General features: G+C 63.3%; 20 protein-coding genes and 2 pseudogenes. 10 read left to right on the forward strand and 12 right to left on the reverse strand.

Annotated features, from left to right (window positions below):
• The first annotated feature begins 52 nt into the window (after nucleotides 1–52).
• From FZ025_RS08305 to FZ025_RS08325, 5 genes and pseudogenes are all read left to right on the forward strand, one after another.
• Nucleotides 53–2011, forward strand: a complete 1959-nt coding sequence (locus tag FZ025_RS08305; protein ID WP_167523873.1) for a SpoIIE family protein phosphatase — start codon at nucleotides 53–55, stop codon at nucleotides 2009–2011.
• Nucleotides 2012–2025: 14 nt separating this feature from the next.
• Nucleotides 2026–2343: pseudogene (locus tag FZ025_RS08310) on the forward strand (ATP-binding protein); the annotation flags it as partial.
• A 102-nt stretch (nucleotides 2344–2445) separates the two neighbouring features.
• Nucleotides 2446–2832: an STAS domain-containing protein gene (locus tag FZ025_RS08315; RefSeq protein WP_104558899.1), complete on the forward strand. Its 387-nt coding sequence runs from the start codon at nucleotides 2446–2448 to the stop codon at nucleotides 2830–2832.
• A gap of 462 nt (nucleotides 2833–3294) precedes the next feature.
• Nucleotides 3295–3855: a PadR family transcriptional regulator gene (locus FZ025_RS08320; RefSeq protein ID WP_104558890.1), complete on the forward strand. Its 561-nt coding sequence runs from the start codon at nucleotides 3295–3297 to the stop codon at nucleotides 3853–3855.
• An 86-nt stretch (nucleotides 3856–3941) separates the two neighbouring features.
• On the forward strand, nucleotides 3942–4736 hold the full coding sequence (locus FZ025_RS08325) for a siderophore-interacting protein (protein WP_046980882.1): 795 nt from the start codon (nucleotides 3942–3944) through the stop codon (nucleotides 4734–4736).
• Between the two features lie 205 nt (nucleotides 4737–4941).
• Here FZ025_RS08325 and FZ025_RS08330 read toward each other — a convergent pair whose 3' ends face one another.
• Together FZ025_RS08330 and FZ025_RS08335 are read right to left on the reverse strand one after the other, a co-directional pair.
• On the reverse strand, nucleotides 4942–5577 hold the full coding sequence (locus FZ025_RS08330; RefSeq protein ID WP_104558889.1) for a YceI family protein: 636 nt from the start codon (nucleotides 5575–5577) through the stop codon (nucleotides 4942–4944).
• An 86-nt stretch (nucleotides 5578–5663) separates the two neighbouring features.
• Nucleotides 5664–6254, reverse strand: a complete 591-nt coding sequence (locus FZ025_RS08335) for a malonic semialdehyde reductase (protein WP_046980881.1) — start codon at nucleotides 6252–6254, stop codon at nucleotides 5664–5666.
• Nucleotides 6255–6385: 131 nt separating this feature from the next.
• Here FZ025_RS08335 and FZ025_RS08340 point away from each other — a divergent pair, with 131 nt between their 5' ends.
• Nucleotides 6386–7366 carry a mitochondrial fission ELM1 family protein gene (locus FZ025_RS08340; RefSeq protein ID WP_046980880.1) on the forward strand — a complete coding sequence of 327 codons (981 nt, stop codon included), beginning with the start codon at nucleotides 6386–6388 and terminating at the stop codon, nucleotides 7364–7366.
• A 97-nt stretch (nucleotides 7367–7463) separates the two neighbouring features.
• On the opposite strand, the gene FZ025_RS08345 is transcribed toward FZ025_RS08340, so the two are convergent.
• Together FZ025_RS08345 and FZ025_RS08350 are read right to left on the reverse strand one after the other, a co-directional pair.
• Nucleotides 7464–9344 (reverse strand): S53 family peptidase, encoded by a 1881-nt coding sequence (locus FZ025_RS08345; RefSeq protein WP_046980879.1) that lies wholly within the window; start codon nucleotides 9342–9344, stop codon nucleotides 7464–7466.
• Nucleotides 9345–9460: 116 nt separating this feature from the next.
• The gene (locus FZ025_RS08350; RefSeq protein WP_158185539.1) at nucleotides 9461–9637 is read right to left on the reverse strand and encodes a hypothetical protein; all 177 of its coding nucleotides are present in this window, start codon (nucleotides 9635–9637) and stop codon (nucleotides 9461–9463) included.
• Between the two features lie 435 nt (nucleotides 9638–10072).
• Between FZ025_RS08350 and FZ025_RS08355 the strand changes: the two genes are divergently transcribed.
• Nucleotides 10073–12370, forward strand: a complete 2298-nt coding sequence (locus tag FZ025_RS08355; protein ID WP_046980878.1) for a TonB-dependent receptor — start codon at nucleotides 10073–10075, stop codon at nucleotides 12368–12370.
• Nucleotides 12371–12411: 41 nt separating this feature from the next.
• Entirely contained in the window at nucleotides 12412–13584 is a 1173-nt protein-coding gene (locus tag FZ025_RS08360) for a glycerophosphodiester phosphodiesterase (RefSeq protein ID WP_053057345.1), read from the forward strand.
• Between the two features lie 78 nt (nucleotides 13585–13662).
• Here the strand turns inward: FZ025_RS08360 and FZ025_RS08365 are convergent, their stop codons facing one another.
• The 6 genes and pseudogenes from FZ025_RS08365 to FZ025_RS08390 all read right to left on the reverse strand — a co-directional run bounded on the left by FZ025_RS08365 (nucleotide 13663) and on the right by FZ025_RS08390 (nucleotide 20510).
• Complete coding sequence (locus FZ025_RS08365; RefSeq protein WP_146093607.1) at nucleotides 13663–14121, reverse strand: hypothetical protein; 459 nt, start codon at nucleotides 14119–14121, stop codon at nucleotides 13663–13665.
• Between the two features lie 860 nt (nucleotides 14122–14981).
• Nucleotides 14982–15212, reverse strand: a pseudogene (locus FZ025_RS08370) (hemolysin secretion protein D); the annotation flags it as partial.
• An 82-nt stretch (nucleotides 15213–15294) separates the two neighbouring features.
• A complete protein-coding gene (locus FZ025_RS08375) occupies nucleotides 15295–16029 on the reverse strand; it encodes a hypothetical protein (RefSeq protein WP_158185540.1) in 735 nt (244 codons plus the stop codon).
• A 128-nt stretch (nucleotides 16030–16157) separates the two neighbouring features.
• Complete coding sequence (locus FZ025_RS08380; RefSeq protein ID WP_046980876.1) at nucleotides 16158–16736, reverse strand: hypothetical protein; 579 nt, start codon at nucleotides 16734–16736, stop codon at nucleotides 16158–16160.
• A 226-nt stretch (nucleotides 16737–16962) separates the two neighbouring features.
• The gene (locus FZ025_RS08385) at nucleotides 16963–18381 is read right to left on the reverse strand and encodes an HlyD family type I secretion periplasmic adaptor subunit (protein ID WP_158185542.1); all 1419 of its coding nucleotides are present in this window, start codon (nucleotides 18379–18381) and stop codon (nucleotides 16963–16965) included.
• Complete coding sequence (locus FZ025_RS08390; protein WP_208803789.1) at nucleotides 18378–20510, reverse strand: type I secretion system permease/ATPase; 2133 nt, start codon at nucleotides 20508–20510, stop codon at nucleotides 18378–18380. The genes FZ025_RS08385 and FZ025_RS08390 overlap by 4 nt, the downstream gene beginning before the upstream one ends.
• A 469-nt stretch (nucleotides 20511–20979) precedes the next feature.
• Here FZ025_RS08390 and FZ025_RS08395 point away from each other — a divergent pair, with 469 nt between their 5' ends.
• Both FZ025_RS08395 and FZ025_RS22315 read left to right on the forward strand, forming a co-directional pair.
• Nucleotides 20980–22104: an ATP-grasp domain-containing protein gene (locus FZ025_RS08395; RefSeq protein ID WP_046977775.1), complete on the forward strand. Its 1125-nt coding sequence runs from the start codon at nucleotides 20980–20982 to the stop codon at nucleotides 22102–22104.
• Nucleotides 22101–22733 (forward strand): DUF6624 domain-containing protein, encoded by a 633-nt coding sequence (locus FZ025_RS22315; protein ID WP_244292494.1) that lies wholly within the window; start codon nucleotides 22101–22103, stop codon nucleotides 22731–22733. Before FZ025_RS08395 ends, FZ025_RS22315 begins: the two co-directional genes overlap by 4 nt.
• Before the next feature lie 505 nt (nucleotides 22734–23238).
• Here the strand turns inward: FZ025_RS22315 and FZ025_RS08405 are convergent.
• Both FZ025_RS08405 and FZ025_RS08410 read right to left on the reverse strand, forming a co-directional pair.
• A complete protein-coding gene (locus tag FZ025_RS08405) occupies nucleotides 23239–24456 on the reverse strand; it encodes an ABC transporter permease (RefSeq protein WP_046977777.1) in 1218 nt (405 codons plus the stop codon).
• A gap of 88 nt (nucleotides 24457–24544) precedes the next feature.
• Nucleotides 24545–25855 carry an ABC transporter permease gene (locus FZ025_RS08410; protein WP_046977778.1) on the reverse strand — a complete coding sequence of 437 codons (1311 nt, stop codon included), beginning with the start codon at nucleotides 25853–25855 and terminating at the stop codon, nucleotides 24545–24547.
• Nucleotides 25856–25873 lie beyond the last annotated feature (18 nt).

The following is a 25873-nucleotide window of genomic DNA, read 5'->3' on the forward strand; positions in this document are numbered from 1 at the left end:
TTATGATCGGGGCCGACTCCCGCGGAGCGCCGCCATCGCCGCCCTATCGTCAGTGCAGGACGCTCCCGCGGTCGCCTGGCGGCACAGCCTGCGCACCCGGCTGGTGCTGTGGGGCAGCCTGATCCAGGTGGCGCTGCTGCTGGGCCTGACGGTGCTGTTCTACCTGGGCGCGCGCCAGGTGGTGGTGCGCAACGCGCGCGAAGAGGTGGCCGGGCTGACCCAGCAGACCGCGCGCAGCCTGGACGCAACACTGGGCTCGGTGCAGGTGAGCGGGCGCACGCTCGCCGCCGGCGCGTCCGCGGTCGGGCGCCAGCCGTTCAACCTGCGCAGCCTGCTGCACGCCACCCTGGAGGGCGATCCGGACATCGCCGGAGCGCTGCTGGTGATCGAGCCGGGCGCGCTGAAGGGCGACGACCGCGGCTTCGCCTGGCACCTGCGGCGGGCGAACGGCAAAGTGGCCGAGCAGCCGGCCGATGCGCTGGGCTACGACTACCGCAGCATGCCCTGGTACCGGCGCACGCTGGCGGCGTCGGCGCCGTGGTGGTCCGAGCCGTACAGCGACGCCTCCACCGGCGGCGACTACTTCACCACCTACAACCTGCCGCTGCGCCTGCCCGGCGACGGCGCGCAGGCGCGCGCGATCGGCATGGTCAGCGTGGACGTGCCGCTGAAGCGGCTGCAGGCGATCATCGGCGAGCTGCCGGCCAGCGCCGGGCTGCAGCCGATGCTGCTATCGCCGGACGGGCTGTTCGTGCTGCACCCGGATCCGGCGCTGCGCTTCCGCCGCACCCTGGAAGCGCACGTGGCGCGCGCGCGGCCGGACCTGTCGCCGCTGGCCGCGGCGGTGGCCACGCACACGCCGGTGCGCTTCGCCCACACCGCGCCCGACGGCGAGCGCTACCTGACCCAGAGCGCGGCGGTCGGCGACACCGGCTGGACCTTCGCCCTGACCGTATCCGAACGCTACATCGTGGCCGGGCTCAACCGCATCGCGCTGTGGGTGGGGCTGGGCGGCGGCAGCGCGCTGCTGCTGTGGCTGTGGCTGCTGCACCGCTATACCGCGCGGCTGGCGCGGCCGATCGAGGACCTGACCAATTCGGCCGGGCATTTCAGCCAGGGCGAGTTCGACTACCCGCTGCGCCACGTGGAGCGGCAGGACGAAGTGGGGGTGATGGCGCGCGCCTTCGACCGCGCGCGCGGCTCGATCAAGCTGCAACTGGAGGAGATCGCCACGCTGGCGCAGGCGCGGCAGCGGATGCAGAGCGAGCTGTCGATCGCGCGCGACATCCAGCAGGCGATGCTGCCGGACGGGCGCACCTTCGACAGCGCGCACAAGCACCTGGAGACCTATGCGCTGCTGGAGCCGGCGACGATGGTCGGCGGCGATTTCTACCAGTTCTTCGAGACCGAACCGGGGCTGTTGTGGTTCGTGGTCGGCGACGTGTCCGACAAGGGCGTGCCGGCGGCGCTGTTCATGGCGCGGGCGATGACAGTGCTGGAGGTGGCCGCGCGCCGCCACAACCGGCCGGACGCGATCCTGATCGCGGCCTCGCAGCGCATGGTCGAGGGCAACGAGACCTGCATGTTCGCCACCGTGCTGTGCGGGCTGATCGACGTGCACAGCGGCGACTACTGGCTGTCCAGCGCCGGCCACGAGCCGCCGGTGCTGCTCGGCGCCGACGGCCGCGCGCAGCTGCTGGCGGTGGAATCGGGGCCGCCGCTGGGGATCGAGCCGCAGACGCGCTATCCGGTGGTGCGCGGGCGCCTGGCCGCCGGCGCCACGCTGCTGAGCTATACCGACGGCATCACCGAAGCCATGGATGCGCAGGACCGGGCGTACGGCGAGGCGCGGCTGCTGGCCGCGCTGCGGCCCGGGATCGATGCGCAGGCGCAGTGCGCGCGGGTGCTGGCCGATGTGCACGCATTCACCGGGGCCGCACCGCAGTCCGACGACATTACCTTGCTGGCGATTCGGTTGCGCCAGGACCCGACGCGGGAGGGCGCGGCATGAAATTGCGATTGCAGATGGTGCCGGCGCTGGACACGCTGGCGCAGCTGAGCGATACGCTGGAGGCGGCGCTGCTGCGCCACGGCGTGGCCCGCGAGCAGGTGAGCCGGGCCCGGCTGATCGTGGAGGAGCTGGCCTGCAACACGCTCGCGCACGGCCACCTGGCCAGCGAACAGCCGCCAGTGGAAGTGACCTTGCAGGTGGAGACCGGCGCGCTGGTGCTGGAATTCCACGACAGCGGCCCGGCCTTCGACCTGCGCGCGGCACCGCCGCCGGAGCTGGACGCGGACATCGCGCAGCGCCCGATCGGCGGCCTCGGCCTGCACCTGGTGCGGCAGCTCGCCGACCACATCGACTACCGCCACGATGCCGGCCGCAACGTCGTGCGCATCACCTTGCTGCGGCCCTTCGACCCCGCCCCCCCAGGAGTTCCCCGCATGACCACGTTGAGCCTGCAGATCGACCCCGCGCAGGACAAGCGCCAGCGCATCACCCTCGGCGGACGCCTGGACACGCACACCTACCAGGCCCTGGACGAGGCGCTGGCGCCGCTGCTGGCCACCCAGATCACCACCCTGGTGCTGGACCTGTCGCACCTGGACTACATCAGCAGCGCCGGCATCCGCTCGATCTTCAAGGCGCGCAAGGTGCTGGCCACACGCGACGGCCGCGCGCTGGTGGTCAACCCGCAACCGCAGATCCGCAAGGTGTTCGACGTGGTCAAGGCGGTGCCGTTGAACGAGATCTTCACCTCGGTGCAGGAGCTGGACGAGTACCTGGACGAGATGCAGCGGCGGGTGCTCGAGGAGGGCGAGGGCGGCTGAGGAGGGTTCGTCGCGGCTGAAGCCGCTGCTACAAAAGGCACGCAACCGCCGAAAGTGCGCGACCGCCCCGCCGGGTGCACTGTAGGAGGGGCTTCAGCCCCGACAGGCAGGTTCCGAAGCCGACGACCGACAGACCCCGCGTCGCGATTGAAGTCGCTCCCACAAGAAGCGCAGGGTCCGAAGTGGTGCCGAAAGAAAAGCCGTCACCCTGCGGGCGGCTGGCGCTGTGCCGTGCAGCGCCGTTGTGGGAGCGACTTCAGTCGCGACGCGACCAACCAAAACGCGCCCGCACACCACACGCGCCGCCACCGGCGACACCGGTGACGACACCGAAGATCCATCCTGCCGGCCGGGCCACGCCGCTGAACGATTGCTCACCCCATCGACACACCCCCGACCACCGGCCTTGCCCGCCGCCCAGATTCGATATATCGTTTCTCAAAACTTAGACATATCGAAACGATGCCCCGCCCCACCGACCCCCACCATCGCCACCCGCGCCGCCTGTTCGACGAGGACAGCCCTGGCCGCGGCCCACATGCCCGCGGCGGCGGGCGCGGCCAGCGCCCGCTCGGCCATGGCGACCTGCGCCTGCTGCTGCTGGCGATGATCGAGACCCAGCCGCGCCACGGCTACGAGCTGATCCGCGCGGTCGCCGACCTGTTCCATGGGCTGTACACGCCCAGCGCCGGCACCGTCTACCCGACCCTGGCGCAGCTGGAAGCGCAAGGCCTGGTGCAGGCCGACGCCGACGCCGCGCGCAAGCGCTACGCGATCACCGCCAACGGCCTGGCCTTCGTGCAGGCGCAGCGCGCGCAGCTGGATGCGGCGGTGCAACGCACCCACCACAGCGCCCGCGCGCTGGTCCGCGCCAACGTGCCGGCGCCGGTGCGCGAGGCGATGCGCCGGATCAAGCACGGCCTGCTGGCCCGCCACGGCCGCTGGACCGATGCGGAAGTCGAACGCGTCGCGCAGCTGCTGATGCAGGCCGCCGATGGCATGGAGCGCGACGGCGATGACTGAGCCCTGCCCGCGCGCGGCCACCGTGGCTGCGCCCCCCTGCTTGCCGGCGCAACGCGCTGCCCCACTTTCCCCAAGGACTTTCTCGCATGAATGCCCATGAAAACCGCCTGCTGCGCCACCCGCTGCGTATCCGCCACCTGCAGGTGCTGCGCACCCAGCCGTTGACCCCGCACATGCGCCGCATCGTGGTCGGCGGCCCGGAGCTGGACGGCTTCGTCAGCGCCGGACCCGACGACCACGTCAAGCTGTTCTTCCCCAACGCCGATGGCGCATTCGTGCTGCCGACGCTGACCGATAACGGCCCGGTGTATCCGGCCGATGCCGCGCCCTCGCCGGTGCGCGACTACACCCCGCGCCATTATGACGCCGCGGCGCGGGAACTGACTCTGGATTTCGTGCTGCACGGCGACGGCCCGGCCTGCCGCTGGGCGGCGCAGGCCAACCTGGGCGACGCGCTGGTGGTCGGCGGCCCGCGCGGCTCGTTCGTCGCCGCCGCCGACTACGACGCCTACGTGCTGATCGGCGACGAGACCGCGCTGCCGGCGATCGGGCGCTGGCTGGAGGAACTGCCGGCCGGCGCGCAGGTGGACGCGTTGATCGAGATCCCCGGCTTCGCCGACCGGCAGGCGCTGCCGTCGCGCGCGCAGGTGCGCATCGCCTGGCTGGAGCGCAACGGCGTGCCCGTGCTCGGCAGCCAGCTGCTGGAAGACGCGCTGCGCGATTTCGCAGCCCCGGACGGCGATGCGTTCTACTGGGTCGCCTGCGAATCGGCGCGCGCGCGGATGATGCGCAAGTTCGTCGAAGGCCGCCTCAACGTGCCCAAGGAGTGGCTCCGCGCGACGGGATATTGGAAGTCCGGGCGTGAGGAGGAGGCGACATAGAATGGCCCCTTGTGGGAGGGACTTCAGTCCCGACTGCAGCCAGCTGAAACGCCTGCGGCCGCGCGTTCGCCGCGCACTCTCGCCATCGACGCCGACATGTCGTCGAGCCACGCGGGCGCAAACGAAAACGCCCGCCAAATGGCGGGCGTTTTCGTCGAAGGCGACGGCCGACTTCAAGCCTGCGCCCTCACTGCAGGGCGCGGGCTTACTTCGCGTCCTGCAGCGCCTCGGTGGTGATGCGGATCTTGACCTCGTCGCTGACGTTGGGCACGTACGCGCCCAGGCCGAAGTCGCTGCGCTTGATCGTGGTGCTGGCGTCGAAGCCCAGCGCCGGCACCTTCTTCATCGGGTGCGGACCGGCACCGTTGAGGGTCACCGCCAGCACCACCGGCTTGGTGATGCCCTTGATGGTCAGGTCGCCGGCCACGCTCAGCTTGTTGGTGCCGGTGGCGGTGACCTTGGTGCTCTTGAAGGTGGCGCTCGGGAACTTGGCGGCGTCGAAGAAGTCGCCGCTCCTCAGGTGCTCGTCGAACTTGGCGGTGAAGCTGTTGAGGCCCGACAGCGGCAGGGTCACCTGGACGCTGGACTTGCTCACGTTCTCGGCGTTGTAGACCAGGGTGCCGTCGACGTCGCCGAAGTACGCGGTGGGGTTGGAGAAGCCGAGGTGGTTCCACTGCACCAGCACGTCGGTGTGCGGCGGGTCCAGCGTGTAGGTGCCGGTGGCGCCCTTGATCGCGGTGGCAGCGGCGGCCGGCGCGGCGAAGGCGCTGGTGGCGGGCTGGGCGACGACGACGGCCAGCGCCAGGGCGAGCGGGAGCAGCAGGGTGCGGGTCTTGTTCATAGGCGGAGCTCCTGGAGAAATCGTGGTTGGGAAACTGCGGCAAGCGCAGGCACAGCGGTGTGAGGGTGAAGCGGAAACGATCCGGCTTACTCGATGCGCGCGGCCTCGTCGAAACTCAGCCGCGGCAGGCGCGGGAACAGGCCGGCGGGATCGCCGTAGCCCAGGTTGACCAGGAAGTTGGACTTGATCGCGGTGCCGGCAAAGAAGGCCGCATCGACCTTGGCGTTGTCGAAACCGGACATCGGGCCGGCATCCAGGCCCAGCGAACGCGCGGCCAGGATCAGGTAGGCGCCCTGCAGCGAGCCGTTGCGGAACGCCGACTCGCGGCGGCCTTCGCGTGGGCCGTCGAACCAGCTCTTGGCATCGGCATGCGGGAACAGGTACGGCAGCTTCTCGTGGAAGTCCTCGTCGTGGGCGATGATCGCCGTCACCGGCGCGGCCAGGGTCTTGGCCAGGTTGCCTTCGGACAATGCGGGCTTGAGCTTTTCCTTGCCCGCGGCCGAGGTCACGAATACGAACCGTGCCGGGCTGCCGTTGGCCGCGGTCGGACCCCACTTCAGCAGCTCGTACAGGGCGCGCAAGGCGTCTTCGCCGACCGGCGTGTCGCGGAAGGCATTCTGAGTGCGGGCGGTACGGAACAGCTGATCCAGGGCGGCGGCGTGCAGGGCGTCGGACATGTGGGGTACCTTTTGTCGTCACGAGGGATGCCGAAGCCGCCAATGGTCGGCGGTTTCAGCGCGAGGCGGCCAGTGTAGAGTGGCACGATAGCCGCAACACCCAGCCGCGATGCAACGGATTACTACCAAACGTGAAACGATCGGGCGCGCCCTGGGCGATTAGCGACGGCCACGCCGGCAACGCGCGCCAGGCGGAAGCGCTCGCCGCGGCGCTGTCCGGACCTGCAGCGCCGCCTGCCCCGGCGCTGGTGCTGCAACCGCACATGCCCTGGCGCTGGCTGGCGCCGCGGCGGCTGCCCGGCGCGGCGCAGGCCTACGGCGCCGGCTTCGCCGAACTGCTGCGGCAAGCGCCGGCGCTGGCGATCGGCTGCGGCCGCCAGGCGGCGCTGGCGACACGGCTGCTGCGCGCGCGCGGCAGCGCCGTGGTGCAGGTGCTGGATCCGCGCCTGCCGGCGCGGTACTGGGATGTGCTGGTGGTGCCCGAACACGATCGCCTGCGCGGCGACAACGTGCTCGCCCTGCTCGGCAGTCTGCACCCGGTCGACGACGCCTGGCTGGGCGCCGCACGTGCGGCGTTCCCGCACTTCAGCGCGCTGCCGTCGCCGCGCACCGCGCTGCTGGTCGGCGGTCCCGCCGCGCTGGCGCCGTGGACCGCCGGGGCGGCGGTGGCGCTGTTCCGGCAACTGGCGGCGCAGCTGCGCGACGACGGTGGCAGCGTGCTCGCCAGTACCTCGCGGCGAACGCCGCCGGCGGTAGCGGCCGCATTGCGCAGCGCATTCGCCGGCGTACCGGGGGTGGTCTGGTGCGGCATGGACGATGGCCCCAATCCCTACGCCGGCCTGCTCGGCTGGGCCGAGCGCATCGTGTGCACGCCCGATTCGGTGAACCTGCTGTCGGAAGCCTGCGCCACGCGGGTGCCGGTGGCGGTGGCGCTGCCGCTGTCGGCGCGCGGCCGCGCGCGCCACTTCCATGCGGCGCTGCGCGCGCGTGGCCGCCTCGCCGATGCACCGGTCGTGCATGGCGCCGCCGCGGACACGATCGAACCGCTGCGCGAAACCGCGCGCATCGCCGCCGAGGTGCGCGAACGCCTGGGACTGGACGCAACAGACTGAGGGCTGCGGCAGAACCGCCGTGCGCGCAAACGCGACGGGGCCGCAGGCACGCCGTGTTCGGCGTGCCTGCGGCCCCGGGATGCCGATTCGGCTTAGATCACGGATTGCTGGGCGAGCGCGGCGTGCCGGCCGGGGCCGCGTCCAGCGCGCCGATCAGCAAACGCACGACCGGCGTGCCGAGGCCAACCGTATAGTTGTACTTGCCCTTCAAGGGCACATCGTTGTCCACCACCCCATTGTTGCCGGGGATACCGGTATGGAACGCCTGCGGATAATTGGCCGCCAGCCGATACAGGTAATCGTTGAGATTGCCCTGGCGCCCCTGCTTCTCCACCAGCAGCGCGGCGACGCCGGCGAACTCGGGCGCGGCGACGCTGGTGCCGATCATCGAATAGAACTCGCCCTTGTACACCGACAACACCGAACTGGCGAAAGGCGCCCTGCCTTCCCGGCACGGCTGTATTGCCCTCCGCTTGGGGCAACCGCCGACCAGCATGCCGACATCGGGCAACGCGCGCATCGACGCGCGAGTGCCGCCCAGCGCGCGCAGCTGATAGGCCGGGCGCTGGACCAAGGTGCTCACCCCGCCGCCGGCCCCCCAGTAGCCACCGGCCAGCAGCGCGCCCACGCCGTAGTAGTCCTTGGTCAGCAGCGGATCGGCATAGGCGCTTTCGGAACGGTAGCTGGAATCCAGCGATCCCTTCTTGTAGTTGGTGGACAGATTGCCGCCGCCGACCGCGGTCACATTCGCATCGATCGCCGGATGCATGACGCCGGCGACGAAGTTGCCGTCCTTGCCGTCCACCGCATAGTGCGTATCCGCACAGGAGAGGCCCGCGTTGTCGCCGCTCGAGGCGATGAAGGTGATGCCTTGCGCGTTGCCCTGCTTGAAGATCGCATCGACGGTGCGGAAGTCCGAGGTGAGATCCTTGCCATCTTGGTAAGCCTTGGTGAAATACAGTTCGCAGTTGCCTAACGAGGCGCTGACCACATCCGCTTCGTTGTCCTGCACGATCTGCCGGTAGCCCGCAATGATCGATTCATAGAACAGGTCGGGGATCACATACAGCAGCACATGCGCGCCCGGTGCGCTGGCCAGCGCCATCTCCACGTCGAGCGCCGCTTCGCTTCCCGCCCCACCCTCGTCGTTGATCCCCGGCTTGGCGCCCGCCACGTAGCGGCGTGCGTACAGTTTCGGATTGACGTGACCGGCGCCATAGCGGCTGAAATTTTCTTTGTTGAACATCGCATCCACGTCCGAATCCAGCACGTCGCTGGAAATCAGGATCGCGATCGTGGTGCCGGTCCCGTCCAGGCGGCGCTGCTGGCCGGGCGGGCCGATCATGCTCTGGTAGGACGGATAGCCGTAGGCCTGCTTGAGATCGTTGTACGCATAGACACCGTTGGGCCCCCTGCGGTTGTCCGGATCGACCTGGCGCAGACTTTGCGAATGCACCTGGTAGGGCGGCAATCCGCCGGTCAGGCCGGTGACCACCGCGCGACTGTCGCGCAGCGCCGCCGGCAGCTGCAACGGGCCGACGGCGGCGAGCCTGGCATGCCCGCCTTCGGGCATATCCAGCGCCAACGGCACGGAGAACAGGCGCTCGACGTTGTCGGCGCTGGCGCTCACATGCAGGCTCGCGCCCTGCTGGACGACCGTCATGTGCGCGGCCTGCAAGGCCGAGCGCACGCGTTCGACCTGCGCAGGCAACGGCGCGAAGCGGCGCGCGAACTCCGCGCGCGACAGCCACTTATGGAACTGCGGCGACAACGGGTCCTGGGTGTCTGCCAGCAATGCGTCCAGGACGGCCTCGTCGCGCAACTGCAGGTGCACGTCGAAGGTGACGGGCACGGTGCGCAACGTGGCGGACATGGCGGCGAGCGTGGCGTCCTGCGCGGCATGGGCATTGCCGAACAGGAGCGCGCACCCGGACAGCGCGGCGGCCAGCAACGGCCGGCGGCGAAGACAATCGATCATGGCATCTCTCTCCGTGGGCGGGACGATGGCGCCGCCTGCAAGCAGTTGCAGGCGGCGTTGCATGGGTACGAAAAACGCGCAGCGGCCACTGCGCGCCAACAGGAACTGGCGATCGGCTAGCACACGCGGACGGCCACCGCGGCCGCACGCAAGCAAGATGAAAGCTCCCCACCGAATGCGAACCGAATCCGCACGTTCACCGGATCGGCCAGCGGCAACGCCATCCGATCGTTCGGCACATGTTTCGGCAACGTCACCAGCGAAGACCACACGGCGAGGAGCGCCGCAATCATTCATGAAGCTCCGCGTCTAAACTTTGACGCTGCACCGTATTTTCGATCTTGGAAACAAATGCATCGGCAATATTTCATGGCCGCCGTCGAAGCCCCTGTGCGCGTCTGCAAAGTGTGCCGGCGATGCGCGTTTTTCATCGGAAAGCGGAGATACGCGAATATTCATTCTTGAACGATCGCGCTTCCCATTTTGCGGCCATTTAATTTCATGGAAGCGCCAAGGCGCGCACGCATGCAGCGCGATCGCAAGCACCCGCACACGGCGGACGCGCATGCGCCGCCATGGCCGCGCCACAGGGCCGCATCGGGCCGGCCGCTACCGGCCCGGCTGTGTGTCGTCAGTGTCTGCCTTGCATGACAACCGCAACACGCATGACGCGATTCTGAAATCTCGCTGTCGCATCTTCGCCGGACCTCCTTAGCGAATCCCCACGCATGCCTATCCATCACTTGCTGAGCACGGCGATCCTCGCCACGCTGCTGTCGCCGCTGGCCGCGCGCGCGGCAGACGCGCCGGCCGACAGCGCGAGCGACGACGCCCGCCAACTCGACACGGTGTCGGTGATCGGCCAGGGCGAGACCCGCCAGGTGCAGCGCATCGTCCGCCAGGACGTGGCGGTGCTGCCGCCGGGGACCAGCATCCAGAAACTGCTCAACCGCATTCCCGGCGTCAACGTGCAGTCCAACGACGCCTTCGGCGCCAACGAGGAATCGCAGACGGTGAGCCTGCGCGGCTTCAACGGCACGCGCCTGGGCTATACGCTCGACGGCCTGCCGCTGGGCGACAACGCCTACGGCAACTACAACGGATTGAACATCAGCCGCGCGCTGATCGCCGAGAACTTCGGCGGCGTGGAACTGGCCTCGGGCATCGGTAGCCTGGGCACGGCGTCCACCAGCAATCTCGGCGGCACCGTGCAGTACTACTCGGACGATCCGTCCACCGAAACCGGCGTGCGCCTGTCGCAGACCATCGGCTCGGACGCCAACCGCCGTACTTACCTGCGCCTGGACACCGGCGAGCACAACGGCTTCTCCGCGTACCTGTCCGGCGTCTACGCCAGCGCCGACATGTGGGCCGATCCGAAATCGCCGACCCGCACCGCGCAGTTCAACGGCAAGGGCGTGTACCAGTTCGACGGCGGCAAGATCACCGCCTTCGTCGATACCTCGCGCACCTCGCAGGCCGACTACGCCTACCTGTCCAAGAGCGGCCTGCAGCGCGGCCTGGGCTGGGACTGGAACCTGTACGCGCCGGACTGGCAGCGCGCACTGGCCGCGGCCTACTGCGCGCCGGCCACCCGCGACGCCAGCCGCTGCGGCTACAGCGGCGGCGTGGACAACATCGACGACGCGTACTACCAAAGCCGCGCGCTGCGCAACGACGACCTGTATTACCTCGCGGGCGACTTCCAGCCGTCCGACGCGGTAAGCGTGCACACCCAGGTCTACCACCACGAGAACGAAGGCCAGGGTCATTGGTGGTCGCCGGGCCAGGCGTCGAACCCGGGCACGCCGCAGGCGCTGCCGATCTCGATCCGCAGCACCAACTACACCATCAACCGCACCGGCGGCATCGCCTCGCTGGGCTGGGACCTGGGCCCGCACCACCTGGAAGCGGGCGTGTGGTACGAGCGCAACAAGCACCACGTGGAGCGCAACTTCTACTGGATCGACGGCCCGATCGACGACGACCTGTTCCTCAGTGGCCCGGACCGCCGGCTGTTCTCGCAGGACTACACGATCACCACCAGGCAGGCCTACGTGCAGGGCACCTTCAAACTGCTCGACGAGCGCCTGACCCTGGACATTGGCGCGAAGAGCCCGCACACAACGATGACCGCACGCGAGACGCCCGGGATCGCGGTGGAATCGCCGGTCGCCAACGGCACGCTGAAGGCCAGCGAGGCACTGCTGCCGCAGGCCGGCGTGCGCTATCGCCTGGCCGAGGGCCAGGAAGTGTTCGCCTCCTATGCCGAGAACATCGCCGCGTTCCAGGGCGGCGGCGCCGGCGGTCCGCTGCTGGTGACCCAGGCCTCGTTCGATGCCAGCGCCGGCGCGCTGGAACCGGAGAAGTCGAAGACCTTCGAGGCCGGCTACCGCCTGGTGCGCGACACGTTCGAAGCCTCGCTGGTCGGCTACGACGTGACCTTCGACAACCGCCTGCTCTCGCTCAATCCCTGCGCGAGCATCCAGCAGGGCACCACGCCGGCGTGCACCACGCGCTTCTTCAACGTCGGCTCGGTCAGCAGCCGGGGCGGCGAGCTGACCTTCATCTGGAAGCCGAGCGCGCATCTGCAGTGGTACAACTCGGCCTCGATCAACCGCTCCACCTACGACGACAACTACGTGCAGAACGGGGTGACCATCCCCACCGCCGGCAAGTCCACGGTGGACACGCCCAAGCGCATGTTCACCAGCGAGCTCAGCTGGAACTACAACGGCTGGAACGCGAACCTGCGCGGCAAGTACACCGGCCAGCGCTACTACACCTATACCAACGACCAGGGCTTCGGCGGCTATACCGCGTTCGACGCCGGCAGCGGCTACGACTTCGGCGCAGTGTCGTTCCTGCAGGACCTGAAGCTGTCGCTCAACGTGACCAACCTCACCGACAAGCGCTACGCCTCCAACCTCACCGCCTTCAGCAACAGCGATCCGAACGGGCGCGCGCTGGCCTTCCACGCCAGCGCGCCGCGGCAGGTGTTCCTGACCCTGGACGCGCGCTTCTGAACGCGCGCATCCTGCCCCTACCTCGCCACGGAGCGCATGCGATGATGAAGCCGATGGTCTGGCTGCTGGGATGTTCGATGGCGCTGTCGTCGCTGACCGCCGCGGCCGAAAACGCCGCGGCCCCGGGTACGCACAAGCCGCTGGTGATCGGCCACCGCGGCGCCAGCGCGCTGCGCCCCGAGCACACGCTGGCCTCATATGCCAAGGCCATCGCCGACGGCGCCGACTACATCGAGCCGGACCTGGTCTCGAGCAAGGACGGCGCACTGCTGGCGCGCCACGAGAACGAGATCGGCGCCACCACCGACGTCGCCGCGCATCCGGAGTTCGCCGCACGCAAGACGGTCAAGCAGATCGACGGACAGCGCGTGGAGGGCTGGTTCACCGAAGACTTCACCCTGGCCGAGCTGAAGACGCTGCGCGCGCGCGAGCGCCTGCCGCAACTGCGCGGCACCTCCTTCGACGGGCAGTTCCAGTTGCTCACCTTCGACGAGATCATCGATTTCGCCGCGGCCGCATCGGCCACGCGCGGGCGCCCGATCGGGCTGATCCCGGAGATCAAGCACGGCACCTACTTCCAGTCGCTGGGCCTGGCGATGGAGGACAAGCTGCTGGCCACGCTGGACGCGCATGCGTACACGCGCAGCGCGCCGGTGGTGGTGCAGTCGTTCGAGATCGGCAACCTGGAATATCTGCACCGCAAGCTCGGCGACCACCATCCGAACGTGCGCCTGGTGCAGCTGCTGGGCGATCCAAAGGAACGCCCGGGCGACCAGCTGCGCGATGGCCCGACCTATGCGCAGATGGGCAGCGCGCAGGGCCTGCGCGCGATCGCCAGGTACGCCCAATTGGTCAGCCCCGGCCTGCGCAGCATCATCCCGGTCGATGCCGATGGCGCGCTGGCCGCGCCCACCACCTTCGTCGCCGACGCGCATGCGGCCGGGCTGCTGGTGATGCCGTACACGTTCCGCCCGGAGAACTATTTCCTGCCCAGGCAGCTGCAGGACGCGCGCGGCCCGGCGGCGGTGAATACCGATGGCAGCATCGCCGAGATGCGCGCGTTCCTGGCCGCGGGCGTGGATGGCTTCTTCACCGACGACCCGGTGCTGGGCCGCGCGGCGGTGGATGGGACGGCGGCGCCGTCGCGCGAGCGCCAGGGCTCTCCAGGGCTACCTGCCGCAGTTGTGGGAGAGCGGCGCACTTTCCCCTTGTAGGAGCAACTGTCACAGCTTTTGCGCGGGCGTCAGCGGGACGTTTCCGCACGGCGTTTACCAGCAGCCTTCGTCCCCGCCTTACTGGCGGCCTTTCGAACAGTCTTCGTCTTGCTCGCCTGTTTCCCTGTCAAATAGATCATCCATCGTAAAATCGTCGGCAAGGGGAATATCAAACTCAAAGTTCTTATTCACCCCAATCTTTGCTTTTACATGAGCTGACGGAATGGGCGGAGCAGATGGGTCGGTTGGGTGCGGAACAAAGCCCCCCGGTTCTAACTCCAGTCCGACGCTGGTTCCTCCCGGGCCAGGAATTTGCAAGGTCACCGAATCAGCCGATATGACCCCACCATCGAGACTTACATTTCCTGATACCTTCACTTGCGAGCCGTTACTGGTTACGCCTCCACCACTCACGCTTACGGTACCATCTGGCGCCACGGCAATTGTCCCCGTTGCGCCAGGACTTCCTGTTTTTGCCGACACCTTCACTTGGCCTGTCGACACATTGAATTTCAACCAGCTGGGGAGAGTAGGCATTTCTTATGTTCCTTTAGTAAGTTTTTTGGATTTGTGAATCTTCCTGATCAAAACTAAGATTAATGCACAGAGAATTACAACTACATACCATCGCAACCTATGTGATTTGGCGGTCTCATCACTCAGAATCGTTCCGTCCTTCAGCTCAATTGAATAGATCCTGCCCCCCATGACTCGCAAAGTCATCGCACTCCCCCGAGAATCTCGTGAGAGCTGGAACGGGCAAAACGTGCACCGATAGGTTCTTTTGTTGCCGTTGACAGAGAACTCATACACGCTCCCATCCACTAGGCGACGTACGAAGACTGCATCGACTTCTTGTGTGCTCCCTACTTGATTGCTTGTCAATACATAAATAAATCCGATCACTACAAGAACCGCGATCCAGATTGAGTTCTTAAGCAATGACTTCATTTTTTTGCACTCCATCGGTCATGCAGATCTAAGCGAACTCCACCGGCAACTCAAATCTTTAATTTCTCCGCAAAGGAATTTTCGCCTCTTCCTTGCATTCAGAAAATTCCGTTCGCAAATTTCTTTTGAATTCCTCACTTGATCCTGATTCAAATTCTTCTTCCAATCTAAAATAATCAAACCTCAATTCAGCCTTCGTAACGAAACAAGCGCAGAAATCAGAAATCTTTCTTTCATCTACCTTACTTCTCTCAGCAAGCCTTCTTTTGCACACATCAATCGAGGACTCGTCATTGCGCTCGGCAGAGCATGCATTTACGCTCACCAAGATGAGAAATAGGCATCCTTGCAACAGAAGGGATGAAAATCTAAGAAATTTGATATCCACCACTTCAGACTCCCTAAATAAGTTCACAGTTGAGCAATGCCACTCCTCCAATACAACATCATCGCTCCCGTAATGCTTCGCTGCCATGCTGCCGCAGTGGGCTCAACAGATAATCGATCACCCGCCGCTTCCCGGTCTTGATCTCCGCGCTCAGCGTCATGCCGGCGCTCATGCTCACCACCACACCATCGATTGCCAGCGTGCTGCCGTCCAGACGGATCCGCGCTGGGAACACCAGGCCCAGGTTCTCGTCCTGCGCCGCATCGTGCGAGACGCTGACGACCTTGCCGCGCCATCTTGGTTCAGTCTGTTTCGCGCCTCCACAAGATCAGCCTGGGTAACAGCAGTTGCACCGTAGCTCATGATGTTCATCATTTATCCTTGTGCCTGATGGTCAATTTGTCGACAAGTTCAACGGAGGATTTACTTATATCGCGCCACATCGACAGGAGAGGGGCTCTATAGCTCATCGTCAGCCACACGCCTCTTTCTTTATCGAAGGACTTCTGATTACATCGGGATGACCCAGTCGCCGTATTTATTCGGCACACTATCAATACGGATATGGACCCATCTTTCGACTTATCCCAGAACACTCTTCGCCTGTTCGCAGGGGAGAATGTGTTCGCATCGATCATGTACAGACCCATTCGATCTGACCATGTCTTGAACGCGTCTATTTCATCCGCGGCGCGCGGGACGGCTGGCTCCAAACCGTCGCCTGAGTAGTTCTCGAGGCTCCGCACCATTGCCTCGTTGGGATCGGGCGATCCGTTCTCGCCGACGGATATCGTTATGTATCTGGGGTCCTCGCTCGTGTACCAGGACTGGCCACCTGCCGGCGCCAATTCCGGCCAGGTCACGGACAACGATGCCTCCAGTAGCCGGTCATCGCACCATTTCATCTTGTTGGGGTGCCCCTGCCCTTTCCAGTAATCGACCCCCGCATACGTCACGCCCAGGAATGTGTACTGGGTGGGAAATTTCATGGTGATGTTGCCTACCGTTCCACACACCATTCCTGCCTCTGCGTCAGGATGGGATCTAACATCACGCTTACTGTCCGGCGTATTCATCACGCAGCCTGTCAGCAACAGCAGCGCCACAGCCAGGCACGCCCTGGCAGATGCCGAGCCACGAGCCCTCCAGGCTGCATGGCGGAAATCCTGTCCCATATGCGCCGCTCCCGCCTGACCAGGACCTGGGCAATCAACGGAAGTCAATACCGTGGCAATCATCTGTCGCCCCCTGCGCTGACCGTATTGCCGCCTATGAACTTGATAGCGGACTTTTCGACCGCCCTCCATTGGGACCGGACGGTTCCCTGGTATCCAATCTCCACCTTGGTATTCCCACTCGAACTCAAGAAGCTCTGAGCGCACAGGGCGAGCTCTACCTGTGGACGCATGTTGCATATCACGAGAGTACGTACATTCCCATTCGCATCTTCGTCCCAGCAGACCTCCCGACTGGCCACAGCTGATTTCCCGGGCATGCAGTACAAACCCAGGGATTGGTTCCACTGTTTTGATCGACTTACATCGCTCCAGGCCGACAAAGCCTGCTTGAAATCGATCCGACGGGCCGCCTCTTCATTGAGCGCGTACTTTCCGGATTCCCCGGCATTTTCCGGCATAATCGATAGAACAATGACCTCCTGGCCCTTACCAATAGGAAGACCTGGAGACGCACCTTCAGTGGTCATGCCAGGCCATGTCAGAGCTATCGAGGCTTCTAGCAGCCGGTCATCGCAGTTCTTTTCACGGCTTTGATCCCTTCCCCCCGTCCAGTAATCCTCCCCTTCGTAGATCATTCCGAGGAACGCATTCCTGGACGGTAGCCTGAGCACAACATTTCCTACTGTCCCGCACGCCGTTGCCATTTCCGACGCTCCGTTGGCGCGCTGATTTCCGGACTCTCGCTGTTCCCGCGAGTCCCGCGCACAGCCGACGATTAGCAGCACCGTCACAACGAGTGACAGTCTGGAACAGAATTCGATCACCACAGCCCAACGATTTGCGATGTTCGTGTGCATATCTTTAGCGCTCCCGCAATGCTTCGCCGCCATGCTGCTTGAGAGGACTCAACAGGTAATCGATCACCCGCCGCTTCCCGGTCTTGATCTCCGCGCTCAGCGTCATGCCGGCGCTCATGCTCACCACCACACCATCGATCGCCAGCGTGCTGCCGTCCAGACGGATCCGCGCTGGGAACACCAGGCCCAGGTTCTCGTCCTGCGCCGCATCGTGCGAGACGCTGACGACCTTGCCAGTCAGGTAGCCGTAGCGGGTGTACGGGAAGCTCTCGATCTTCACCGTGACCGGCTGGCCCGGCCGCACGAAGCCGATGTCCTTGTTGAGGACGGTCGCCTCGACCTCCAGCGCCTCCTGCGGCACCACCGCCAGCAGTTGCTGCGCGGGAGTGACCACGCCGCCCACCGTATGCACGGCCAGCTGCTGGACGGTACCGTCCACCGGGGCACGCAGGGTCATCAGCCGGTCGCGCTGGCCGGCCTTGGCCAGTTCCGGGGTGGACTGGGCGATCTGCTGTTCGGCCTTGCGCAGCTCGTCGAGGGTCTGCTGGCGGAAGTCGGCCACCAGTACGCGCAGCTCTTCCTCGGCAGCGCTCAGTGCCGATCCGATTTCCTGCAGGCGGTTGCGCTGGGCCGCCAGGTCGCGCTCGGCGGCGAGGCGCTCCTGCTCACGCAGCAGGTACTCGTGCCGGCCGACGTACTTGCCTTCGAGCAGGCGGCCATAGTCATCGGCACGGGCCTTGGAGATGCGCGCGGACTCGGCCATCGGCGCGATCGCGTCGCGCGTGGTCTGCAGTTCGGCCCGGCGCTGGGCAATGGTGGCCTGCAGGTTGTGGCGCTTGGCCTGCAGGGCCTCGAACTGGCTGCTGGCCAGGGCCTGCTCGGCGGCGAAGCGCCCGGCCGGCACATCCGGCGCTGGAGGCAGGCGTGGCGTCACTCCACGATCGATGGCTGTGGCCAGTGAGCTCAGGCGCAGCGCGGCCAGCCGCGCCTCGGTCAGCGCCTCGCCGGCCTGGGCGAGCTCGGCACCGGTGGTCGTGGCATCCAGCTCGATCAACGACTCACCCGACTTCACCTGTTGGCCGTCGCGCACCAGAATGCGGCGCACGACGGCGGTCTCGGCGGGCTGGATGACCTTGGTGCGTGAGTCGACCACCATCTTGCCAGGCGCCACCGCCACGATGTCCAGCTTGCCAAACACTGCCCACAGCAGGGCCACGCAGAACAAGGCGATGATGATCCGGATCGTCCAGCGCGCCGTCGGCGAGGTGGGCGATTCGACCAGTTCCAGCTGCGCCGGCAAGAACGCCAGTTCGTCTTCGGTGCGTTGGGGCGGATCCAGCTGGTCGCGGATGTTCCAGGCTGCGACGAAGGCCTGCCGGTAGCGGCCGCCGAACTCCTTGACGGCTTCGATAAGGTGCTTCATGCCATCCCCTGCTGCAGCGCGTACAGGTGGGCGTACTGGCCACTGGGTCCGTCCACCAGCTCGGCATGGGTGCCGGATTCGACGATGCGCCCCTTCTCGACCACGACGATGCGGTTGGCCATGCGTACCGTGGACAGGCGATGGGCGATGATCAGGACCGTACGGCCCTTGCAGATCTCGCGCATGTTCTGCATCACTGCGTACTCGGACTCATAGTCCAGCGCGCTGGTAGCTTCATCGAAGATCAGGATGCGCGGGTTGGTCACCAATGCCCTCGCGATGGCGATGCGCTGGCGCTGCCCGCCGGACAGGCCAGTGCCGTTGTCGCCGACCTGGGTGTCGTAGCCCTCGGGCAATTGCAGGATGAACTCATGCGCGCCAGCCAGTTGCGCCGCCTGGATGACCCGCTCCAGCGGCATGCCGGGATCGCTAAGCGCAATGTTTTCGCGGATGCTGCGATTGAAGAGGAAATTTTCCTGCAGCACCACGCCCAGTTGCCGGCGCAACCAGGCTGGATCGGCCAGCGTCAGGTCGTGGCCGTCGATCAGCACCCGGCCGCGCTCGGGCACGTACAGCCGCTGCACCAGCTTGGTCAGGGTGCTCTTGCCCGAACCGGAACGGCCGACGATGCCGATCACCTCGCCCTGGGCGATATCCAGGTCGATGCTGGCAAGGACTTCGGCCGCATCGGGGCGATAGCGGAACGTGACCTTCTCGAACGTCACGCGGCCCCGGATGTCCGGCAGGGCCATACGGCTGCCGGGCACCTCGGTACGGGTATTGAGGATGTCACCCAGCCGTTCGACCGAGATCCCGACCTGCTGGAAATCCTGCCATAGCTGGGCCAGGCGCACGATCGGCGCGGACACCTGTCCGGAGAGCATGTTGAACGCGATCAGCTGACCGACCGAGAGCTTGCCGTCGATGACCAGCTTGGCCCCGAAGAAGAGGACGCCGACCCCCACCAGTTTCTGCACCAGTTGCACGCCCTGCTGGCCGATGTTGGCCAGCCGCGTGACCCGGAACCCGGCGCCGACGTAACCGGCCAGCTGGGTGTCCCAGGTCCGGGCCATGCGCGGATCCACCGCGGTGGCCTTGACCGTGCCGATGCCGCTGACCGTCTCGACCAGGAACGACTGGTTCTCCGCGCCGCGGGCGAACTTCTCGTCCAGCCGCTTGCGCAGCACCGGGGTGATGGCGGCCGACCACAGCGCGTAGACCGGCAGGGACAGCACCACGATCAGGGTGAGCCAAGCGCTGTAGTAGAACATCACCGCCAGGAACACCCCGGTGAACAGCAGATCCAGCACCGAGGTCAACGCCTGCCCGGTCAGGAACGTGCGGATGTTCTCCAGTTCGCGCACGCGGGCAATGGTCTCGCCGACCCGGCGCGATTCAAAGTAGGCCAGCGGCAGGTTGAGGATGTGCCGGAACAGCCGCGCGCCCAGTTCCACGTCGATCTTGCTGGTGGTATGCGAGAACACATAGGTGCGCAGGCCGTTGAGGGTCACGTCGAACACGGCGATGGCCAGCAAGCCGGCCGCGATGACCTCCAGCGTGGTCATGCCGTGGTGGACCAGCACCTTGTCCATGACGACCTGGAAGAACAGCGGTGTGACCAGCGCGAACAGCTGGATGAACAGCGAGACGACGAAGACTTCCAGCAGGATGCGCCGGTACTTCACCACTGCCGGGACAAACCAGCGGAAATCGAACCTGGCCAGCTCGCCCAGCACCGAAGCCCGGGAAGCGACCAACAGCAGCCAGCCCGCATAGTGCTGATCGAACTGATCGCGCGTGAGCACCTGCGGCCGGCGTAGCCTCAGGTCCTGGATCAACACCTTCTGATCCCCAAGCTTGGCGACGATGAAATGCTCGCCATCTGGCTGCCAGGCCAGGGCCGGCAATGCCACCTTGTCCAGGCGATCGGCAGCGATGTCCGAAAACTTGGCCTTCAGGCCGAGTTGCTTGGCAGCCAGAAGCAGCGTGCTCTCGTCGAACGGCTCGCCTGCTCGGCCATGCTGGTGCGCCAGCTGCCCGGCATCGGCGGCGATGCCGTGGAACTGTGCCAACAGCCCCAATCCGGCCAAGCCAAGGTCTTCAGGCAAGGGCGCTGCCTCCCCCTCCATCGGCAGCTCGACAACAGCAAGACTCGGCCTTCCTTCGGCCATGACGGACTCCCCCAATCCTTGAAGCGTCATCCCCATTCGTTCTGGCTCTTGCTGCGGCCAAAGCGGACCTGTATCCCAGAAAGATCAGATCACGCAAACCATATTCATGTCAATCGATGCAATAAATGGCAATGGCGTGAGACGCACCGTCGACTCGATCGCGGGATCCCCCTTCCACTTCCTGACTGGGGGTTGACACCAGGCGACATTACCGGGTAGTCATAAGGCGCCGGATCATTCGATGCGGCTTAATCACATGCAAAGGAATAATGCCGTGAGTGGTGGCGACGTCAACGGGGAAGTGACCTACACCCACACCTTCAGTATCAGTAACCAGGTGGAAGTGAAGGTCGAGGTCTCGAACGGCAAGTAATCGCCATGGGCACTGCGTGGAAACACGCAGTGCCTCTCTTCATGGAGTGGAGTTGTGATTACAGTTGTTTCATCATTTCTGGACCTTCATGCCGCAGCGATCGTCTGGTCCCTCAACAAGGCCGGGGTTTCAGCAGAGCTAGTTGAGACGTTTTTCGGGATGGACCAGGAAGGCGCGGGTGTTACCATTAACTCCCGCGCTCTTGATGACAATCAACAATGTATCAGCGTCGATCTCGGCCGCTCGTTCGGTGAGCAGCAGCTGCTATATTTCCGGGGTGATTACACGCCGCGGGTGGATATGCTTGAGGAGGAAGAGGACTTCCTGTTCGTCAGGCGCGAAAAGACCGTTCACCAGAACTGGCTTTTGCAGCTATCGGTGGATGTAGGAACTCAGGCTTTTGTGAATTCACCTTGCTCGGCAATTCGAGCAGATAACAAGATGCTTCAATTGAGAGCGGCGAGCGAAGTTGGTCTATCACCACCCCAAAGCTACTTCGGATCAAGCATTGATCGGGTAAAGGAAATATTCGGCAATACAAACAACCTAGTCATCAAGCCGTTCGAGCCGTTCAGCTGGCGCTATGCCGATGGCCGGACCAGGTGTGCCTTCGCATCAAGAGCCAGTATCAGTCTACTCGACAACTATGAGGCTGGGACAGCTTTGGCAGCGCCGGCCATCTTCCAGGAAGAGATTGCCAAGGACTTTGACATTCGCACCTTTGTCTTTGGCGATCAAATTCACGCCTTTAAAATCCATCAGACGTCTGGCCGGCTAGACTCTCGAGAAGATCTGACTGATAGCAAGGTAACCACGATTAGCGAGATAGACCTCCCCGTAGACGTGCAAAAAAAGGTTGGACTTTTGATGTCAAAGATGGGGGTCGAGGTAGCCTGCATCGACCTCGTCCCAGATAAGAATGGCGAATATCATTTCTTGGATCTAAATCCGTCTGGCAACTGGTTGTTCCTAGAATCCAGGGTTCCGAATTCAAATGTTCTTTCAAAATTTTGCTCATACCTTGCAAGCACGGCCGGCGCTCCTCTTCTCCGGACGCCTCCAAGCTACGCAGACTATAAGGCTTCCGTTGCTTTTGAGGAGATGCAGGATCGCATAAGTTCGCTCGGAGCAAAGTTCTCGACTAGGCAACGAAATGATCAGTGGGTGGAACAATCATGAAACCACGAGCGGCATCTCTATTTCTTATTGCTATTGGTTTAGGAGTCGGGACTGTGACTGCATCGAACTTATCGAATGAGTCTAGTGAAGTCGCGGGCCATCCAACTAAAAAACATTCAGTTGCTGCGATCGCGCAGCAATTGATTGCTCTCGGCGAGGAAGATCAGCGTGATCGCAAGAAGGCCATGACTCCTGGATTCGACGACGCGCGACTTGCCGAGGCAGACCGACGCCGCGAGGCAGCGTGGCTTGAGATCACGTCAGGAAGGCTGCTGGGCCTCAGCGAGGTTGGCGAAGCCGCTGTAGCCGCGCAATTTCTATTGCTCCAACACTCTGGCAACCGCACCCTACAAGCGGATATGGCCCGCCAGATGCAAGAGCTTGTAGAAAAGGGAGACTTTCCGAAGGATGCCTTCGCTACATTCATTGATCGCCAGTTGGTCTACGATGGAAAGCCCCAACGATTTGGCACCCAAGCAAATGAGTCTTTTGAGCTATATCCAATTGAAGACGAAAGCAACGTAGACAAGCGGCGTGAATCCATGGGATTGCCACCTGTCGCTCAGTTGCGCGCAAAGCTGCAGCAAGTCAAGAGCGCCGTGGCCTCCGGCAGAGGGCTGGGCGAATAGCTTTGTGTCATAACGCTGCGCCCTACAGCCTCGCGGACCGAGGAGCCCGTCTGCGGTCGCGTGCGGAGCACCCATAGCCGCGATGCGCAGCGGCCAGCCGTCCATGAACCTAGTCAAGCAGAACGAAATTCGCGGGCGCCCCCCATCTTCGGCTTGATGAGTTGCAGCACATCCCCAGCGACGGCTCCCTTCTCTTTCTGCAAGCATCGATTACACGAAACCGCGGAAGGGCGATCTGTGCTGCCGCGCATCGCACTTGCACGAAACGGCGACCACTATATAAAACGCCATGGGATCGACCAGACTTATCCGGTTCTGAAAATAGCTTTCATCAAGCACCGGACAAATACTGCATTACCCGAGCAACCATCGGCGCCAGTACGATGGATCGGATCCAGAATCCTGACACTTCCAGTGCTTGATCTATAAGGCTCTACGAGGTTCTTCAGGACCCACGGCTTAATCCTTAGCGAAAATCCACGGGATTCTCGCAAAGCTAATACGATCATATATTACGTGTCGCCACTGCTGGCGCCACTGACGTCGCACGTCGGGCAGGCGAGTAAACTGCGAGCTGACCCACTAGCCATAAGGTAATCGCGCCGACGGGAAGATACAGTACTGGCAGACGCCCCAACTCATAATAGTTCATTAGCACCTGGTTAATGCCGTAAGCGCCAATCATGCCAATCACGATACCAAGCGTGGCGAGAACGAAATTCTCCGTCTGAAAGTAACGCAATACCTGGCCTCGAGTCGCGCCGAGTGCCCGCCGAATGCCGATCTGCCTAGTACGCTGGGAAACCCAAAAACTAGTCAGGCCAAATATACCAAGAGCGGTTACGACCAAGAGGGAACCCATCAACGCCACCAACAACCACGCCATTGAACGGTCCTTTCGATAATACTCCCTAATAACGTCGGAAAACGAAGAACTCTCTAAGATAACGCGTTGCGCGCTACTACGCTCAAGGGCAGCGACTGCAGACTTTTCCACCGACTCACGCTGATCTGGGTCGGTACGGATGGCAAATCGCCCCATGGTTAAGTCTTTCATCGGAAGCAGCATCGAATACCCATCCTCGGAAGGAGCACCGCTGTCGTTCGGACGAATTAATCGTTCGACCACGCCGACTACTCTATGCGGCGAGTTATCAGGATTCCAGCTATAGATATCTTTCCCGACAGCACTCTCGCCAGGGAACAACCTGCGAGCAACCTCCTGGGTAATGATTACGGACGGAATCCTGAGATTAGCACCGGCACTATTGAACTGCTCCCAATCGACATATTCCTCAGAAGTAAAATTCCGACCTTCAATTATTTTTAGACCAAAAGCGTCAACCAAATTCTCGCCAAGATAAACCCCAGCGGTTAGAGTTGGCGAGCGCTGCTCACGCTCCAGATTAACCGTACCATTCCAAGACGAGTTATCGAATGGAACATGATTAAGGCTTGTAGCGGATTTTACCCCCGGTATTTCGCGCAGGTTCGCCAAGTCTTGTCGCACACGAGCGCTCGGATTATCGCCCCCCCCACCGACGTTGATACGAACGATCTCTTCATCGAGCATGCCGGTCAGGCGGCCCATGCGCTCCAGACGCTGGCTAATCATAAACACCGCGTTGGAAACAATTGCAAAGCCCAGGGCAATCTCAAGCACGATAAGCACTGCCTGGACCTTATTTCGCTTCAAACTCGCCAGCACTGGATAAATATCCATCCTATCTCCACTATACAGTCGCGCGCATAATTTTCTCTAGGGCACCAATCCGTCATGCATTCATGGTAAAACACCGGACGAACCAGTGTCATTGCGTTTTCAACTGAAGCGAAGGACTCACTTGCATCGCGCGCCAAGCTGGAAACAGCCCAGCTAGCAAACTGACCACTATGGCCAAAGCGAATGTAGTTACCAACATAGAAATGCCCATATGAACTTCTGCAGCATAACTATCCGCCTGATGATGCACTATCCACACGCCCAACTGCGCCAAGGCTAAACCCAGGATCCCGCCAACCAATCCCACGGCGCCTGCCTCCACCAAAAACTGCGTGAAGATCGCGCGTCGTGACGCACCAAGTGCACGACGCACTCCAATCTCCGAGGAACGACGCATGAACTTGGCCATTAACAATCCAACAGTATTAAGCAGACACACTAGGAGAAATCCGAATGCTACCCATAATTGTAAGCGAACGTCACTTGGTATAGCGCCTTTAAGATCCAGCCATTCCATTACACTGTTCAGTCGGACATTAGTAGGCCTCTCGAAGCGGTTGGCCGTGCGTTGCTGTTCGGAGTAGCCACCCAAGTATTGCTTGTAAGCTTCCACCTTTTCCGGCGAATTCAGTTCGACCCAGTACTGCAACCATGAACATGGTGCATTGGCGGCCCGAGCCCCATCTGGATCAGAACGAATGTCACCCCAACAATTCATACTACCCTGAATGCCGAGTTTGAGAGCTGCAGATGTCCAGAAGGGAACAAATACCCGCTCCACCTCGCTAAACCGATCGTTGGTCATATCGTAGAATTTTGGCATCGGCCGCCACTCGTCAAGTACGCCAAGAATACGGAATCTACGATCATTAACCAAGAGAGTCTTGCCCACGCTGTTCCCACCATCGAACAGCTTGTCATTAAGCACCTTTGAAATAACTGCGACCTGCGCGCGCCCTTCATCGTCATCGACCGTCCAAGCGCTACCATAACGAAAGGGAGCCTCAAACATCGGAAAGAAGTCCGCCGATGTATAACGCGCGTTCGCAATGAACGGCCGCGACTTGCTCCCCTCCGACTCAACCGTAACACTGCCACCAACCATCAACGCCTGGCGATCCCCTTTCCTATCACGTAACAACGTCTCTGCGTCGAAGCGTGTCATCTGGTCCTCGGGCTCACCCCCCGGAACGTAGCCATTCATTGGACGAGGATCGAGTTGTGGGTAGAAAAGTTTATCGCTCTTCCGGGGGATTGGATCGCCGGAGAGAACCATAAATACCGTTAACGCAGTCATCGTCCCCCCAATGCCCAGACCAACTGCCAGTACCATCAACCCAACCAGCGCCTTCGTGCGCCGGAAACTACGTAGTGCCAAATTTAAGTAATAGCTAAGCATGCATATTGCCAATAAAGT

It is taken from the genome of Xanthomonas hyacinthi, from assembly GCF_009769165.1.
GTDB classification, from domain to species: Bacteria; Pseudomonadota; Gammaproteobacteria; order Xanthomonadales; family Xanthomonadaceae; genus Xanthomonas_A; species Xanthomonas_A hyacinthi.